We start from the raw sequence: 14,477 nt of genomic DNA, 5'->3' as shown, positions 1-14,477 counted from the left end.
TCCTACAGGGGTATGGGTACTTGTAGGAGCTGTCGAGTGAAACGAGGCTGCGATCTTTTGCATTTCAACCATTCATGCTTTGAAAATGCGCCAGCATCCGCTGGGCATCCGGCACCACGCCGCTGAATAATTCAAACGCCTTCACCGCCTGAAACACCGCCATGTTGCCGCCGTCCAGGGTTCGGCAACCCAACGCACGAGCGTTGCGCAGCAGTTCGGTTTCCAGCGGGAAGTAAACGATCTCCGCTACCCACAACTGCGCCCGAAGCAGCTCTACTGGCACCGGCATGCCTGGCAGCTTTTTCATACCCATGGGCGTGGTATTCACCAGACCGTCAGCCTGACCCAGCGTGCCCGGCAAGTCATGACCGGCCACGGCGCGGCCAAAACCGAAATGCTGATTGAGGTTGTCCGCCAAAGACTGAGCCCGGCTCTGATCCACATCGAAAATGCTCAGCAGTTGTACGCCTTCGCTCAATAACGCGTGGGCCACCGCCGCGCCTGCGCCACCGGCGCCCATTTGCACCACACGCTCACGGGCAACGTCCTGCAGGCCGCGACGAAACCCTTCGGCAAAACCCAGGCAATCGGTGTTGTGGCCGATGCGTTTGCCGTCCTTCAGCACCACCGTGTTTACCGCGCCAATGCCACGGGCTTCCGGCGACAATTCGTCGAGTAACGGGATGATTGTCTGCTTGCACGGGAAGGTGATGTTCAGCCCGGTGAAATTCATCCGTTCGGCGGCCATCAGCAGATCGGGCAGGGCGCCGCTGTCGAGTTTCAGCTGATCCAGATCGATCAGTCGATACAGGTAGCGCAAACCCTGCGCATCGCCTTCATGCTCGTGCAGCGCCGGAGTGCGGGAAGCCTGAATGCCGGCGCCGATCAGCCCGGCCAATACCACGGTGTTCTGTGTCATGGCGCTTAACCTTTCAAACGTTGGCTGAAATGCTCCAGCGCCAAACGATAGCCGTGGCTGCCGAAACCGCACATGACCGCCGTGGCGATGGACGAGACAAAGGAGTGATGCCGGAAGGGTTCGCGGGCATGGACGTTGGACAGGTGCACTTCGATCACCGGCAGTTCGCTGGCGACCAGGGCATCGCGAATGGCGACCGAGGTGTGAGTCCAGGCGGCCGGGTTGATGACGATCCCGGCGCAGCGGCCACGGGCGGCATGAATCCAGTCGAGCAGTTCGCCTTCATGGTTGGTCTGGCGAAACTCCACCTTCAGGCCGAACTCTTCGGCGGCGCGACCGCACAGCGCTGAAATATCCGCCAGGGTTTCGTGGCCATAAGTTGCCGGTTCACGGGTACCAAGCAGGTTCAGGTTCGGGCCGTTGAGCACCAGAACGATAGAGGACATCGGGTTTCTCCACTTATTATTTTTGGAATTGGCCGAGGGTTTCAGCCTGTGGAGATAAATTGTACTAACTGGTTAATAAGGTCAATTGAAGAGGCGTCGGCCCTGGATTATCTGTGCGGTGATCGAACATTCAGCGCGGAAGATGCTCAACCAGAAAATCGATAAACGCCCTGAGCCGCAACGGCACATGGCGGCTTTGCGGATACAGCAACGTGAAGGGGCGGGAGCGCCCGCCATAGGGCTCGAGCACTTCCACCAGCGAGCCATCCGCCAGTTCATTTTCGACGATGAAACGATAGGTTTGAAACAACCCGGCACCGTGTTTCGCCAGCGTCACGCCGCCCAATACATCATCGGAACAGCAGTAATTACCCTCAGCCAAAATCTCCAGCGGCACGCCGTTATCGTTGAACAGCCAGGCAATCCGCCGCCCGCTGCTGGGCAGTTCGAACTGGATACATTCGTGGTGCGCCAGGTCGTCGAGGGTCTGTGGAGTGCCGGCACGCTTCAAATAGTCAGGGCTGGCAATCATCACCAGCGCGGCGTCCTCCAGCGGCCGGGCAATCAGCCCGGAGTCGGGAATGGCGCGCACACGGATTGCCATGTCATAGCCTTCGCCGACGAAATCGATGTTGCGATTGCTGATGTGCGCCTCGACTTTCACGGCGGGAAAACGCGCCCGGAACGCCGGCAGCAGCGGCAGGATGCGGTGGTGGGCATAAGTGGTGGGAATGCTGATGCGCAAGGTGCCGGAGGGTTCCTGCTGTTGGCCCATCACTTCGCGCTGAGCCTCGACCAGTTGCGCAAGAGCCAGGCGACATTCCTCGAAATAACGTCGGCCACTGTCGGTCAGCTTGACGCTGCGGGTGGTACGCGCGAACAGCCGCACACCCAGACGTTCTTCCATTCGCGACACCGAGCGGCTGACCGCAGCCGGGGTAACGCCCGCCACCAGGGCTGCGGCGGTAAAGCTGCCGGCTTCGGCGGCCAGGCAAAACAGTTCGATGCTGCCGAGCTGAAGATCGTCGAAATGTCGCTGCATGATTGATTACACCGGGAATCAAATGAAAGGTCTGAGGTGGTATTTATCAAAGATGGGCGCACAAATACAGGGCGTTTCAATCGCCCACAAAAAAGCCGTCCCAAGGACGGCTGATTTGTATAACGACTGCAATCAACGACGGGTCAACAACACTCCGGACTCCATGTGATGGGTCCATGGGAACTGGTCGAACATCGCGCATTGGGTAATGCGGTGGGTGTCGTTCAGTTGGGCGATGTTGGCCGCGAGGGTTTCCGGGTTGCAGGAAATGTAGAGGATGTTGTCGAAGCGCCGGGTCAGTTCGCAAGTGTCCGGGTCCATGCCGGCGCGGGGCGGATCGACGAACACGCTACCGAACTCGTAGCTCTTGAGGTCGATGCCGTGCAGGCGCCGGAACGGGCGCACTTCGTTCAGGGCTTCGGTCAGCTCTTCAGCAGACAAACGCACCAACGTGACGTTATCCACCGCGTTTTCGCTCAGGTTGCTGAGCGCTGCGTTGACCGAGGTCTTGCTGATTTCAGTGGCCAGCACTTTGCGCACGCGGGTAGCGAGCGGCAAAGTGAAGTTGCCGTTGCCGCAATACAGCTCCAGCAAATCGTCGGAACGATCGCCAAGGGCGTCATACGCCCAGTTGAGCATCTTCTGGTTCACCGTGCCGTTGGGCTGGGTGAACGCACCTTCCGGCTGGCGATAGCTGAAGGTGCGGCCGCCGACTTCAAGTTTCTCGACCACGTAATCGTGACCGATCACTTCGCGCTTGCCCTTCGAGCGACCGATGATGCTGACGTTCAGGTCGGCTGCCAGCTTCGACGCCGCCGTGTGCCAGTGCTCGTCCAGCGGGCGGTGGTAGCACAGGGTGATCATCGCATCGCCGGCCAGCGTAGTCAGAAACTCCACCTGAAACAGTTTGTGGCTCAGGGCTGCACTCGCTTGCCACGCCGTCTTGAGCTGCGGCATCAACTGGTTGATGCGCAGGCTGGCGATCGGGAATTCTTCGATCAGGATCGGCGTGCGTTTGTCTTCCTGGGAAAACATTGCGTAATGGCGCTCGCCGGCTTCACGCCACAGGCGGAATTCGGCACGCAGGCGGAAGTTTTTCAGCGGCGAATCAAACACCACTGGTTCGGGCGCATCGAACGGGGCCAGCAGGTCGCGCAGGCGCGTGACCTTTTCTTCGAGCTGAATGGCATAAGCCTGGGAATCAAAAGTCATGCGTTGAACCAACCCAACTTGATCACGAACAGAATCGACAGAATCACCAGCGCCGAATTCAGTTCACGGCCGCGACCGGACAACAACTTGGTGGCGGTCCAGGAGATGAAACCGAAGGCGATGCCGTTGGCGATGGAGTACGTGAATGGCATGGCCAGGGCGGTGACCACGACCGGTGCGGCGACGGTGATGTCGTCCCAGTCTATTTCCGCCAGGCCGGATGTCATCAATACGGCGACGAACAGTAACGCAGGCGCCGTGGCGAAGGCTGGAACGCTGGCCGCCAATGGCGAGAAGAACAGCGCCAGCAGGAACAGAATCGCCACCACGACGGCGGTCAGGCCGGTGCGGCCACCGGCACTCACGCCGGCTGCGGACTCGATATAGCTGGTGGTGGTCGAGGTGCCCAGCAACGAACCGGCCATGGCCGCGGTGCTGTCGGCGATCAGGGCGCGGCCCATTTTCGGCATGTGGCCGTCCTTGCCCATCAGGCCGGCGCGCTTGGCGACGCCGATCAGGGTGCCGGAGTTGTCGAACAGGTCGACGAACAGGAACGCGAAGATCACGCTGACCAGACCGATGTCCAGTGCGCCTTTGATGTCCAGTTGCAGGAAAGTCGGTGCCAGCGACGGTGGCATCGACATCACGCCGCCGAACGGGGTGAAGCCCAGCAGGATGGAGACGATGGTTACCGACAGAATGCCGATCAGCACTGCTCCACGGACTTTCAGGGCCTCCAGGGCGACGATCAGGGCAAAGCCCAGGGTCGCGAGGATCGGCGCCGGTTGCTTCAGGTCGCCGAGGCCGACCATGGTCGCCGGATTGCTGACGACGATGCCGGCATTGTGCAGGGCGATCAGCGCCAGGAACAGGCCGATGCCGGCGGCAATCGCCGAGCGCAGCGCCAGCGGGATGCTGTTGATGATCCATTCGCGGATGCGGAAGATCGACAGCAGGAAAAACATCACCGCCGAGAGGAACACCGCACCCAGCGCCACTTGCCAGGTGTGGCCCATGTGCAGGACCACGGTGTAAGTGAAGAAGGCGTTCAGGCCCATGCCCGGTGCCAGGGCGATCGGGTAGTTGGCGATCAGGCCCATGGTCGTCGAGCCGATGGCAGCTGCCAGACAGGTGGCGACAAACACCGCGCCTTTGTCCATGCCGGTCTCGCCGAGGATGCTCGGGTTGACGAACAGAATGTAGGCCATGGCCAAAAAGGTCGTGACGCCCGCCAGAATCTCGGTCCGCACGTTGGTGTTGTGTGCCTTGAGTTGAAACAGCCTTTCCAGCATGTCTGCTCCCCGTGGCGCGCCCGGCGCCGTGAATGTATCGACCTCAACAGCAAAGCACAGACCGCCGTAGGCGCCTGGGAATTTTCTGTGGGTCGGAAAAAGCCGCGCATCATACCAGCAGCGTGGGGCTATGGCTGCTTATGGCTGCGATCGTCGTCGATGTTTTGCCAGAAAGGGAACTGAGCCATACTGCGCGCTGTTTTTTTGGGGGCGGCTGGGGTGAATATGAAGTACATGAACAGGCGTGTGGTTGCCGCATTCGCAATAGTGAGCGCGTTGTTCCTGAGCGCACAAACCGCCTCGGCAGCGACAGCGCCACCGTTGAGCCAGGTCAAGGTGCTCAAGGTCGAGTCACCCAGCTGTGGCTTTGAAGATATTGCGGACAAGCAGGAGCAGACCCGTTGCGATCACCAGGGGCCGAACATCAAGGTTTACGTGCTGGAAGTCGGTTATGGTCGTGAGGCCCATGTCGCGCTGGACGGTTTCGAAGTGGATGGCACCCGGACCCCAGTCTGTGCTTTTGATACCGGCAACCTGACCGAGTGCTCAGTCGGGAAAAAAACTGTCGGTTATCTGTACATCTTCAACCTGGCAGGCAAGCAGGACGGCATCTTCACGTTCAGCAACACCTCGATCAACGCGCCGGGCAACACGATGTCGACGCAGCTTTACATCAAGTAACGGCCAGGCTCGAACAAGGGTCAGGAAAGCTGACTACGCTTTAAAGATCATCCTGTGGACCGCGCCCATGACCTTTAGAGCCCTGATTACCCTCGCCGAGGGCATCGACGATCTGCAAACCGTGACCCTGATCGATGTACTGCGCCGCGCCAAGGTTGAAGTGGTGGTGGCCAGTATCGAGTCGCGCCGCATGCTTACCTGCGCTCGCGGCACCCGCCTGACCGCCGATGCGATGCTGGTCGATTTGCTGGCCCAACCCTTCGACTTGATCGTTTTGCCCGGCGGCGCCGTGGGGGCGCAGCATTTGGCGGCCCATCAACCCCTGCAACAATTGATCAAGGAGCAGGTCGCCGCCGGACGCTTGTTCGCCGGCATTGCCGAAGCGCCGGCGCTGGCGCTGCAGACTTTTGGTGTACTGCGTCAGCGGCGCATGACGTGCCTGCCTTCCGTCAGCCATCAATTGTCGGGCTGCAACTTCGTCGATCAACCGGTGGTGGTCGATGGCAACTGCATTACCGCCCAGGGGGCGGGCGCCGCTCTGGAGTTTGCGCTGACGCTGGTGGAGCAACTCTGCGGTAAAGCCACGCGGTTGGCGGTGGCGGGGGAGTTGCTGGTGTAGAAGACTGCTTCAGGCCCTGACCTCTTCCACCGGCACATGCATGCGGTCGCGGTTGGCCAGGGTCGGGAACAGTTTGACCCAGGCCCCGGTCACCATCAGCGTGCCGATGCCGCCCATCACCACGGCCGGCACGGTGCCGAACCAGTGGGCCGTCAAACCGGACTCGAATTCGCCGAGCTGATTCGAAGCGCCGATGAACAAGCCATTCACGGCGCTGACCCGACCGCGCATCTCGTCCGGGGTTTCCAGCTGCACGAACGAGGCGCGGATCACCATGCTGATCATGTCTGCCGCACCTAAAACCACCAACACGGCGAGAGAGAACCAGAACGAAGTCGACAGGCCGAAAGCGATGGTTGCCACGCCGAATACACCCACGGCGGTAAACATCACCCGTCCGACGTTGCGTTCCACGGCAAATCGCGCCAGAAACAGCGACATCAGCAGTGCGCCCACCGCCGGGGCCGAACGCAGCAGGCCCAGACCCCAAGGGCCGGTCAGCAGAATATCTTTGGCGAACACCGGCAGCAGCGCAGTCGCGCCACCCAGCAAGACGGCAAACAGATCCAGGGAAATCGCCCCGAGAATGTCCGGGCGGCTGCGAATGAAGCGGATGCCTGCCAGCAGCGAATCCAGGGTCGCCTTGCCCTTGTTCAACGGTGTCTGCCGGGCCGGGAGGTTAAGCATCAGCGCACAGGCGATGAGGTAGAGGATCACCGTCGGGCCATACACCCAGACGCTGCCGAAGGCGTAAAGCAAACCGCCCAGCGCCGGGGCAACGATGGTGGCCGATTGCTGTGCAGATTGCGCGGCAGCAACCGCGCGCGGGAATAGAGCACTGGGCACGATGCTCGGCAGCAAGGCCTGGGTGGTCGGCATCTCGAAGGAGCGGGCGGCGCCGAGCAGGAATGCGAGGATGAAGATCATCTCCCGGGTGACATGGTCAGTCGCGCTGCCGATGGCCAGCGACAGGGCGATCAGCGCTTGCACGGACTGACAGATAGCCGCGACCTTGCGCCGGTCATAGCGATCCGCGACATGCCCGGTGTGCAGCATGAACAACACCCGCGGGGCAAATTCCACCAGACCCACCAGACCCAGATCGAGCACATTGCCGGTCAGTTGATACAGATTCCAGCCGATGGCCACGGTCAACATCTGAAAACCGCTGGCGGTAAATACCCGAGCCAGCCAGAACGCGATAAAAGGGCGGTGATGACGTAACAGCAGGGGCGCTTGGCTGGGCATCTGAAAGGCAAGTCTGGGCGAGGGGAAGGGCGAGATTATCACCAACCTGTAACCAGAGGTTGCGAGCGCGGAAAATTTAGTTAGCTAGACACCGATTCCACAAAACATACAAATCCCCCTGTGGCGAGGGAGCTTGCTCCCGCTGGGCTGCGAAGCAGCCCCGAACCTGCTACCCCATACCACAGGCACATCGCGTTACCCGGTTTTACGACTGCTGCGCAGCCGAGCGGGAGCAAGCTCCCTCGCCACAGGGAATGTATTGCAACGCATGACCAAACCCGTGAGGCAACCTGTCACGCGGCAATAGACCACACCGTCCATCGGCAAAAATGCGACTACTCTTTCAACGTTGCTTGATCCAGATCAAGACCCTTCGTGGAAATGATCCGGCGGCCAGATGGCCAGATTCCCTACGTTGTGATGATGGTAGAAAAAGAACGAGTTCAAATTCGCCACACTCCATTTTCGTGGGGGCAGTGGGTGTAGGCCACAAGCCTTCAGCCGGTTTTACCTGACAGAGGAAGACTTATGTTCGGTTTGGAGGCACTTGATCTCGCCCGGATTCAGTTCGCGTTCACCATTTCGTTCCACATCCTGTTCCCGGCCATCACCATTGGCCTGGCGAGTTACCTGGCGGTACTCGAAGGCCTGTGGCTGAAGACGCACAACGACACTTACCGCGATCTGTACCATTTCTGGTCGAAGATCTTTGCCGTCAACTTCGGCATGGGTGTGGTGTCCGGCTTGGTCATGGCCTATCAGTTCGGCACCAACTGGAGCCGCTTCTCGGATTTCGCCGGCTCCGTGACCGGGCCGTTGCTGACGTATGAAGTACTCACCGCGTTCTTCCTGGAAGCCGGTTTCCTTGGCGTCATGCTGTTCGGCTGGAACAGGGTCGGGCGCAAGCTGCACTTCTTCGCCACGGTCATGGTCGCCATCGGTACCTTGATTTCGACCTTCTGGATTCTCGCCTCCAACAGCTGGATGCAGACCCCGCAGGGCTACGAGATCGTCAACGGGCAAGTCATCCCGGTGGACTGGCTGGCGGTGATTTTCAACCCTTCGTTCCCCTACCGCCTGATGCACATGGCCACGGCGGCATTCGTCGCTACCGCTTTCTTCGTCGGTTCGTCGGCGGCCTGGCACTTGCTACGCGGCAAGGACAACCCGGCCATCCGCACCATGCTCTCGATGGCCATGTGGATGGCGTTGATCGTGGCGCCGATTCAGGCGGTCATCGGTGACTTCCACGGTCTCAACACCCTCAAGCACCAGCCGGCGAAAATCGCTGCGATTGAAGGTCACTGGGAAAATGTCGGTGATGAACCGACCCCGTTGATCCTGTTCGGCTGGCCGGACATGAAAGCCGAAAAGACCAAATTCGCGGTCGAGATTCCGTACCTGGGCAGCCTGATCCTGACCCACACCCTGGACAAACAGGTACCGGCGCTCAAGGAGTTCCCGCCTGAAGACCGGCCGAATTCGACCATCGTGTTCTGGTCGTTCCGGATCATGGTCGGCCTGGGGTTCCTGATGATCTTCACCGGTTTGTGGAGCCTGTGGCTGCGCAAGCGCGACACGCTGTATACCTCGCGTCCGTTCCTGTACCTGGCGCTGTGGATGGGGCCGTCCGGCCTGATCGCGATTCTCGCTGGCTGGTTCACCACTGAGATCGGCCGTCAGCCGTGGGTGGTCTACGGCTTGATGCGCACGGCGGACGCGTCCTCCGGGCACAGCTTCATGCAGATGAGCATCACCTTGATCATGTTCGTTGTGGTGTATTTCGCGCTGTTCGGTGCCGGTCTTGGCTACATGATGCGCCTGGTGCGCAAAGGGCCGAAGATCGACGAAGGCAAGGAAACCAACGAAGGCGGTCCTGGCCAGAAACGCACGCCGGCCCGTCCGCTGTCCGCCGCCGACGACAACGGTGACGGCGATCACAACCACAGCCTGACCAAGGAGATTTGAATCATGGGTATTGATCTTCCGCTGATCTGGGCCGTGATTATCATCTTCGGCATCATGATGTACGTGGTCATGGACGGCTTCGACCTGGGGATCGGGATTCTCTTCCCGTTCGTCAAGGGCAAGACCGACCGTGACGTGATGATGAACACCGTCGCCCCGGTCTGGGACGGTAACGAAACCTGGCTGGTATTGGGCGGTGCGGCCTTGTTCGGCGCCTTCCCGCTGGCCTATTCGGTGGTGCTCTCGGCGTTGTACCTGCCGCTGATTTTCATGCTGATCGGGCTGATTTTCCGTGGCGTGGCCTTTGAGTTTCGCTTCAAGGCCAAGGACGCCAAGCGCCACTTGTGGGACAAGGCATTCATCGGTGGCTCGATCGCCGCAACCTTCTTCCAGGGCGTGGCATTGGGTGCGTTCATCGATGGGCTGCCGGTGGTCAATCGTCAGTTTGCCGGTGGTTCACTCGACTGGCTGACACCGTTCACGATGTTCTGTGGCGCGGCGCTGGTAGTGGCTTATGCGCTGCTCGGTTGCACCTGGCTGATCATGAAGACCGAAGGCAAGCTGCAGGAACAGATGCATGACCTGGCGCGACCATTGGCCTTCGTGTTGCTGGCGGTGATTGGCATCGTCAGCGTCTGGACGCCGTTGGCCCACGCCGAGATCGCCGCACGCTGGTTCACCCTGCCGAATCTGTTCTGGTTCCTGCCAGTGCCGATTCTGGTGCTGGTGACCCTGTACGGTTTGATTCGCGCGGTGGCCCGCAATGCGCACTACACGCCATTCCTGCTGACCCTGGTGCTGATCTTCCTCGGCTACAGCGGTCTGGGTATCAGCCTGTGGCCGAACATCGTGCCGCCGTCGATTTCGATCTGGGACGCTGCCGCACCGCCGCAGAGCCAGGGCTTCATGCTGGTGGGCACGCTGTTCATCATCCCGTTCATCCTGGGTTACACCTTCTGGAGCTACTACGTGTTCCGCGGCAAGGTCACCCACGAAGATGGTTACCACTAGCCCATACCACTACGGCGCAAGGTTGATCCTGCGCCGTTGCAAAGGAGAAAGCGATGATGGCTGGCAAACCTGATTTGCAGGAAATCGAAGCCGCAGAGAAAAAGCCACTCTGGCAACGGCTCGGCTGGCTGGCGTTGATCTGGGCCGGTAGCGTTATGGCACTGTTCATCGTGGCCACGCTGATGCGCATGTTCATGAATGCCGCGGGCCTGAGTACCCACTGAAATTCCCATCCCGTTGCCTTGCGGCACGGATTTATAACCCTCCCTCGATGGAGGGTTTTTTTTGTGCGCGATTATTTGCGGGCTTTGAGGATCACGAACTTGGGGGTGGCCGCTACTTGCTCGACACCACGGAACAACCGCGCAAGCTTGCTGTGATAGCCCAGATGACGGTTGCCGACGATGTACAGCGCGCCGCCCACCACCAGCGCTTCGCGCGCCTGCTGGAACATCCGCCAGGCCAGGAAGTCGCCGACCACTTGCTGTTGGTGAAATGGCGGATTGCACAGCACGACGTCGAGGGATTGGGGTTCCTGCCCCGCCAACCCATCGCCGGCCCGTACGATCACATCACGATCACCCAGCGCCGCGCGCCAGTTTTCAGCGGCCGATTGCACGGCCATGAACGACTCGTCCACCAACGTGTAATGGGCCTCAGGGTTTTGCAGGGCGCTGGCGATTGCCAGCACGCCGTTGCCACACCCCAGATCGGCGACCCGCGCTGTGCCGAGGTTCTTCGGCAAGTGCGGCAGAAAGGCCCGCGTGCCGATATCCAGCCCTTCGCGACAGAACACATTGGCGTGATTGAGCAGTTCGATTGCTGGCGTATCGAGTCGATAGCGAGTCGGGTATGGAGAGACAGCGGGGGCTTTGGCTTCGGGCGTGGCGATCAGCAGCCGAGCCTTCTTCACGGCCAGCGAGGCTTGCACCGGGCCAATGTAGCGTTCCAGCAGATCGCCCGCGGCACGTGGCAGATGCTTCACCATCGCGCCAGCAATCACCTGAGCACCGGGAGCCAATTGACCCTGTAGCCGGATCAGTTGTTCTTCCAGCAAGGCCAGGGTTTTCGGTACCCGGATCAATACCCGGTCAAACGGACCGACGAACGCTTCGCTGGCAGGCACCCTTGGCACCGCATCAAACGCCTGGCCATTGCGAATCAGGTTTTTTTCCAGCCCCTGAAAAGCCAGGAACGAATCGCCGCTGCTGGTCACCCGGACCTTGCCCGCGAGGCTAACGGCCAATGCGCCGAAGCTGTCGTTGAGCACCAGCACTCGGGTATCTGCAGCCGGTTTTTGCCCGGCCAGATGATCGAGCAGGTATTCGTCTGCGGCATCAAACGCTTGCAGCGGTTCGTTCTGCTGTTCTGGCTGGCGGATCAGATCGAGTTGAGCGAAGGGGGTTTCGAGCAGGGGCATGAGGCGGGGGGCTCTGGGTAGTCAACGGAGGAATCAACGAGTGGTCCGCCGCTCACGAGCGTTGTAGCGGACGGCACCATTCGAGCGGACAGCGTCGTGGAACTTCCCACGGCATCACTCAGAACGGATCGCAAATGGTACGTTTTTTTCGTCCGGATTACTCGCACGGATTACCTGATTCGAACAGTTTCAGATAACCCCCGATCTTGCTGCGCTGATCACCGCTGCAATCTTGTTGTTGACGCCAAATTTGCGGATAGCACCCTTTATATGGAAATTTACTGTGCTTTCACTCAGTCTGAGGATGATTGCGATCTCGCATGCCGTCTTGCCGTCGGCTGAATATTTCAGCACTTCGATTTCTCTGCATGATAAATGCACCGTGGCCGGCTTCAGCGAGGATACATGCAGGTCTTTCGCGACAAGCCCGTGCAGGTGACGGCCAATGAACATCGCGTAGCCCAGATTTTTGTACAGTTCATATGCGGTAATCGGGCAATGGGTTCTGGCTACGCTCAGCATGCTGCGAAGCCCGTTTTTATCATGAACGGATAGGGACCAACCGTAGCGCACCCCCTGGTCTATTTGCGCTTGCCACAGACTTGGTGTTTTTGAATAGCACTCTTCTTGCCAGAGAATCGGCACTTCGGAATCATGGCAGTGGGCTAGTATTGGATCAACCGCACCGTAATGCTCGCTTTCATATTTCGTGTTCAACCCGCTAGGGTAATTATTCAGATTTATCTTATGGGGGTGTGCCCTTGTTGTTGGGGATGTTATTGAAAATGCACAGAAATTAAAGCCCATGTTTTTGACGAAATTAAGCGATATCTCATATGCAGTCTTTATTTCTTGAGCGTAAGAAAGCTGTGTTAACTGTGACTCCTTCCAGACTTTCATTTGGTAACTCCATGCGGACTTTCTTGGGGGCGCCGATTGGATCCAAGATCCGGCACGTCCCAGAGTGTAGGAGAATTCTTACAAACATGCTGAACTATTTTGCTCTTTAAAAAAGCGTGGAGCGGCATAACTGGTTCTTAGCTCTTTTTATGGAAAGACAAAATCCAACGTTCATATATTTGTTTTTATTGTTGTACTGTTTTGTTACCCGGATGAAAGACATTACAAATCATCGGTGTTTACACAGCACGCTTTGCGGGACACTGGGGGCATCTGTTGAATGGAGCGACCCATGACTGCCAGTGCAGAAAAATTCACTCGCCAGACGCTGTTTAACGTCCAGCCATTGACTCCCAATCTGTTTGCCCTGCGGACCACCAGGGATCCGGGCTTTCGTTTTCGCGCAGGACAATTCGCCCGGCTTGGCGTGACCAAGGCGGACGGCAACACGGTATGGCGGGCCTATTCCATGGTTTCGTCACCCTATGACGAGTTCCTTGAGTTTTTCTCCATTGTTGTGCCGGGAGGGGAGTTCACCAGTGAGCTGAGTCGGCTGGAAGTCGGCGATACGCTGCTGGTCGACCGTCAGGCTTTTGGTTATCTGACGCTGGATCGCTTCGTCGATGGCCGTGACCTCTGGTTGTTATCCACAGGCACGGGCGTAGCGCCGTTTCTGTCGATCCTTCAGGACTTCGAAGTTTGGGAGAAATTTGAACGAATCATCCTGGTCTACAGCGTGCGCGAAGCGCGGGAGCTGGCGTACCAGGCATTGATTGCGGAGCTGGCGCAGCGTGACTACCTGGCCGAGTACGCGCACAAACTGCAATTCATCGCCACCGTCACCCGCGAACAGCATCCGGGTGCCTTGAATGGGCGGATCACCAGACTCCTGGAAAATGGCGAACTGGAACAGACGGCTGGTGTAGCACTGACCGCGGAGCATTCACGGGTGATGCTCTGCGGTAACCCACAGATGATCGATGACACGCGCAAGCTACTCAAACAACGGAATATGCACTTGAGCCTCAGTCGCCGACCTGGCCAAGTGGCGGTGGAAACCTACTGGTAAACATACGGCGCCCCGAAGGCGCCGTTTCTCTGGGCAACCAGCTATCAGGGCCGATTGTTCTGAGCCTTGAGCAGATCGCGGATCTCGCTCAGCAGTTCTTCCTCTTTGGTCGGAACCGGCGGCAGGGTTGGCGCAACGGCCTCTTCGCGTTTCAGACGGTTGATGGCCTTGACGCCCATGAAGATCGCGAAGGCAACGATGATGAAGTCGATCATGCTCTGGATGAACTTGCCGTACGCCAGCACCACTGCCGGGACATTACCGTTAGCGGCCTTGAGCGTAATGGCCAGATCACTGAAGTCCACCCCACCGATCAGCAAGCCAATTGGCGGCATCACCACATCGCCGACAAACGAAGAAACGATTTTGCCGAAGGCAGCGCCGATGATGATACCGACGGCCATGTCGACCACATTACCTTTGACCGCGAAGGCCTTGAACTCACTTATCACGCCCATAGGTTATTTCCTTGTTACAGATGAGGTTGGTGAACGCAGTGTAATTCAGCAAAGCGTCCCTTGCTTGAAACGCCTTCTTACAATGCCCGTGTCTATCGACATATCTTCTGGCAATTAGTTTACAAGATGCCACTATTCGCGCGCGTCTATCCGCTCTAGACCGGGCTTTCCAGAACCTTTTCGCTATCGGCC

General features: G+C 58.9%; 15 protein-coding genes. 6 read left to right on the top strand and 9 right to left on the bottom strand.

Features of this window, described 5'->3' with window-relative positions; translation table 11 throughout:
- Nucleotides 1-64: 64 nt before the first annotated feature.
- The 5 genes from AC1RO5_RS10720 to AC1RO5_RS10700 all read right to left on the bottom strand — a co-directional run bounded on the left by AC1RO5_RS10720 (nt 65) and on the right by AC1RO5_RS10700 (nt 4,911).
- Nucleotides 65-919, bottom strand: a complete 855-nt coding sequence (locus tag AC1RO5_RS10720; protein ID WP_493174855.1) for a shikimate dehydrogenase — start codon at nt 917-919, stop codon at nt 65-67.
- Between the two features lie 5 nt (nt 920-924).
- A complete protein-coding gene (aroQ, locus tag AC1RO5_RS10715; protein WP_493174854.1) occupies nt 925-1,365 on the bottom strand; it encodes a type II 3-dehydroquinate dehydratase in 441 nt (146 codons plus the stop codon).
- A 130-nt stretch (nt 1,366-1,495) separates the two neighbouring features.
- The gene (locus AC1RO5_RS10710) at nt 1,496-2,407 is read right to left on the bottom strand and encodes a LysR family transcriptional regulator (protein ID WP_493174853.1); all 912 of its coding nucleotides are present in this window, start codon (nt 2,405-2,407) and stop codon (nt 1,496-1,498) included.
- 132 nt (nt 2,408-2,539) lie between these two features.
- Nucleotides 2,540-3,619, bottom strand: coding sequence for a tRNA (uridine(54)-C5)-methyltransferase TrmA (gene trmA / locus AC1RO5_RS10705; protein WP_493174852.1), 1,080 nt, complete (start codon nt 3,617-3,619; stop codon nt 2,540-2,542).
- Nucleotides 3,616-4,911: an NCS2 family permease gene (locus tag AC1RO5_RS10700; RefSeq protein WP_493174851.1), complete on the bottom strand. Its 1,296-nt coding sequence runs from the start codon at nt 4,909-4,911 to the stop codon at nt 3,616-3,618. Before AC1RO5_RS10700 ends, trmA begins: the two co-directional genes overlap by 4 nt.
- A gap of 225 nt (nt 4,912-5,136) precedes the next feature.
- Here AC1RO5_RS10700 and AC1RO5_RS10695 point away from each other — a divergent pair, with 225 nt between their 5' ends.
- Both AC1RO5_RS10695 and AC1RO5_RS10690 read left to right on the top strand, forming a co-directional pair.
- The gene (locus AC1RO5_RS10695) at nt 5,137-5,592 is read left to right on the top strand and encodes a DUF4879 domain-containing protein (RefSeq protein WP_493174850.1); all 456 of its coding nucleotides are present in this window, start codon (nt 5,137-5,139) and stop codon (nt 5,590-5,592) included.
- Nucleotides 5,593-5,659: 67 nt separating this feature from the next.
- A complete protein-coding gene (locus tag AC1RO5_RS10690; RefSeq protein WP_493174849.1) occupies nt 5,660-6,211 on the top strand; it encodes a DJ-1 family glyoxalase III in 552 nt (183 codons plus the stop codon).
- Between the two features lie 9 nt (nt 6,212-6,220).
- Here the strand turns inward: AC1RO5_RS10690 and AC1RO5_RS10685 are convergent, their stop codons facing one another.
- A complete protein-coding gene (locus AC1RO5_RS10685) occupies nt 6,221-7,459 on the bottom strand; it encodes an MFS transporter (protein WP_428635878.1) in 1,239 nt (412 codons plus the stop codon).
- A gap of 528 nt (nt 7,460-7,987) precedes the next feature.
- Here AC1RO5_RS10685 and AC1RO5_RS10680 point away from each other — a divergent pair.
- Genes AC1RO5_RS10680 through AC1RO5_RS10670 form a run of 3 tightly spaced genes read left to right on the top strand, consistent with a single transcriptional unit; the run spans nt 7,988 to nt 10,662 of the window.
- On the top strand, nt 7,988-9,427 hold the full coding sequence (locus AC1RO5_RS10680) for a cytochrome ubiquinol oxidase subunit I (protein WP_493174848.1): 1,440 nt from the start codon (nt 7,988-7,990) through the stop codon (nt 9,425-9,427).
- Nucleotides 9,428-9,430: 3 nt separating this feature from the next.
- On the top strand, nt 9,431-10,438 hold the full coding sequence (cydB, locus tag AC1RO5_RS10675; protein WP_019650938.1) for a cytochrome d ubiquinol oxidase subunit II: 1,008 nt from the start codon (nt 9,431-9,433) through the stop codon (nt 10,436-10,438).
- 56 nt (nt 10,439-10,494) lie between these two features.
- Nucleotides 10,495-10,662, top strand: coding sequence for a DUF2474 domain-containing protein (locus AC1RO5_RS10670; protein ID WP_177318282.1), 168 nt, complete (start codon nt 10,495-10,497; stop codon nt 10,660-10,662).
- Between the two features lie 71 nt (nt 10,663-10,733).
- On the opposite strand, the gene AC1RO5_RS10665 is transcribed toward AC1RO5_RS10670, so the two are convergent.
- Nucleotides 10,734-11,858: a methyltransferase gene (locus tag AC1RO5_RS10665; RefSeq protein WP_493174847.1), complete on the bottom strand. Its 1,125-nt coding sequence runs from the start codon at nt 11,856-11,858 to the stop codon at nt 10,734-10,736.
- A gap of 189 nt (nt 11,859-12,047) precedes the next feature.
- Nucleotides 12,048-12,758, bottom strand: a complete 711-nt coding sequence (locus tag AC1RO5_RS10660; RefSeq protein WP_493174846.1) for an autoinducer binding domain-containing protein — start codon at nt 12,756-12,758, stop codon at nt 12,048-12,050.
- 292 nt (nt 12,759-13,050) lie between these two features.
- On the opposite strand from AC1RO5_RS10660, the gene AC1RO5_RS10655 reads away from it, so the two are divergent.
- The gene (locus AC1RO5_RS10655) at nt 13,051-13,827 is read left to right on the top strand and encodes a ferredoxin--NADP reductase (RefSeq protein ID WP_493174845.1); all 777 of its coding nucleotides are present in this window, start codon (nt 13,051-13,053) and stop codon (nt 13,825-13,827) included.
- A 44-nt stretch (nt 13,828-13,871) separates the two neighbouring features.
- On the opposite strand, the gene mscL is transcribed toward AC1RO5_RS10655, so the two are convergent.
- Nucleotides 13,872-14,285, bottom strand: a complete 414-nt coding sequence (mscL, locus tag AC1RO5_RS10650; protein ID WP_019581290.1) for a large-conductance mechanosensitive channel protein MscL — start codon at nt 14,283-14,285, stop codon at nt 13,872-13,874.
- Nucleotides 14,286-14,477: the final 192 nt, after the last annotated feature.

The organism is Pseudomonas sp. GW822-FHT02G04, assembly GCF_058802085.1.
This window is presented reverse-complemented; position numbering and strand designations above follow the sequence as displayed.

What these genes read in the sequence shown, in the direction of transcription:
- AC1RO5_RS10720 (WP_493174855.1), bottom strand. Translation starts at nt 919, where the DNA reads ATGACACAGAACACCGTGGTATTGGCCGGGCTGATCGGCGCCGGCATT.
- aroQ (WP_493174854.1), bottom strand. Translation starts at nt 1,365, where the DNA reads ATGTCCTCTATCGTTCTGGTGCTCAACGGCCCGAACCTGAACCTGCTT.
- AC1RO5_RS10710 (WP_493174853.1), bottom strand. Translation starts at nt 2,407, where the DNA reads ATGCAGCGACATTTCGACGATCTTCAGCTCGGCAGCATCGAACTGTTT.
- trmA (WP_493174852.1), bottom strand. Translation starts at nt 3,619, where the DNA reads ATGACTTTTGATTCCCAGGCTTATGCCATTCAGCTCGAAGAAAAGGTC.
- AC1RO5_RS10700 (WP_493174851.1), bottom strand. Translation starts at nt 4,911, where the DNA reads ATGCTGGAAAGGCTGTTTCAACTCAAGGCACACAACACCAACGTGCGG.
- AC1RO5_RS10695 (WP_493174850.1), top strand. Translation starts at nt 5,137, where the DNA reads ATGAAGTACATGAACAGGCGTGTGGTTGCCGCATTCGCAATAGTGAGC.
- AC1RO5_RS10690 (WP_493174849.1), top strand. Translation starts at nt 5,660, where the DNA reads ATGACCTTTAGAGCCCTGATTACCCTCGCCGAGGGCATCGACGATCTG.
- AC1RO5_RS10685 (WP_428635878.1), bottom strand. Translation starts at nt 7,459, where the DNA reads ATGCCCAGCCAAGCGCCCCTGCTGTTACGTCATCACCGCCCTTTTATC.
- AC1RO5_RS10680 (WP_493174848.1), top strand. Translation starts at nt 7,988, where the DNA reads ATGTTCGGTTTGGAGGCACTTGATCTCGCCCGGATTCAGTTCGCGTTC.
- cydB (WP_019650938.1), top strand. Translation starts at nt 9,431, where the DNA reads ATGGGTATTGATCTTCCGCTGATCTGGGCCGTGATTATCATCTTCGGC.
- AC1RO5_RS10670 (WP_177318282.1), top strand. Translation starts at nt 10,495, where the DNA reads ATGGCTGGCAAACCTGATTTGCAGGAAATCGAAGCCGCAGAGAAAAAG.
- AC1RO5_RS10665 (WP_493174847.1), bottom strand. Translation starts at nt 11,858, where the DNA reads ATGCCCCTGCTCGAAACCCCCTTCGCTCAACTCGATCTGATCCGCCAG.
- AC1RO5_RS10660 (WP_493174846.1), bottom strand. Translation starts at nt 12,758, where the DNA reads ATGAAAGTCTGGAAGGAGTCACAGTTAACACAGCTTTCTTACGCTCAA.
- AC1RO5_RS10655 (WP_493174845.1), top strand. Translation starts at nt 13,051, where the DNA reads ATGACTGCCAGTGCAGAAAAATTCACTCGCCAGACGCTGTTTAACGTC.
- mscL (WP_019581290.1), bottom strand. Translation starts at nt 14,285, where the DNA reads ATGGGCGTGATAAGTGAGTTCAAGGCCTTCGCGGTCAAAGGTAATGTG.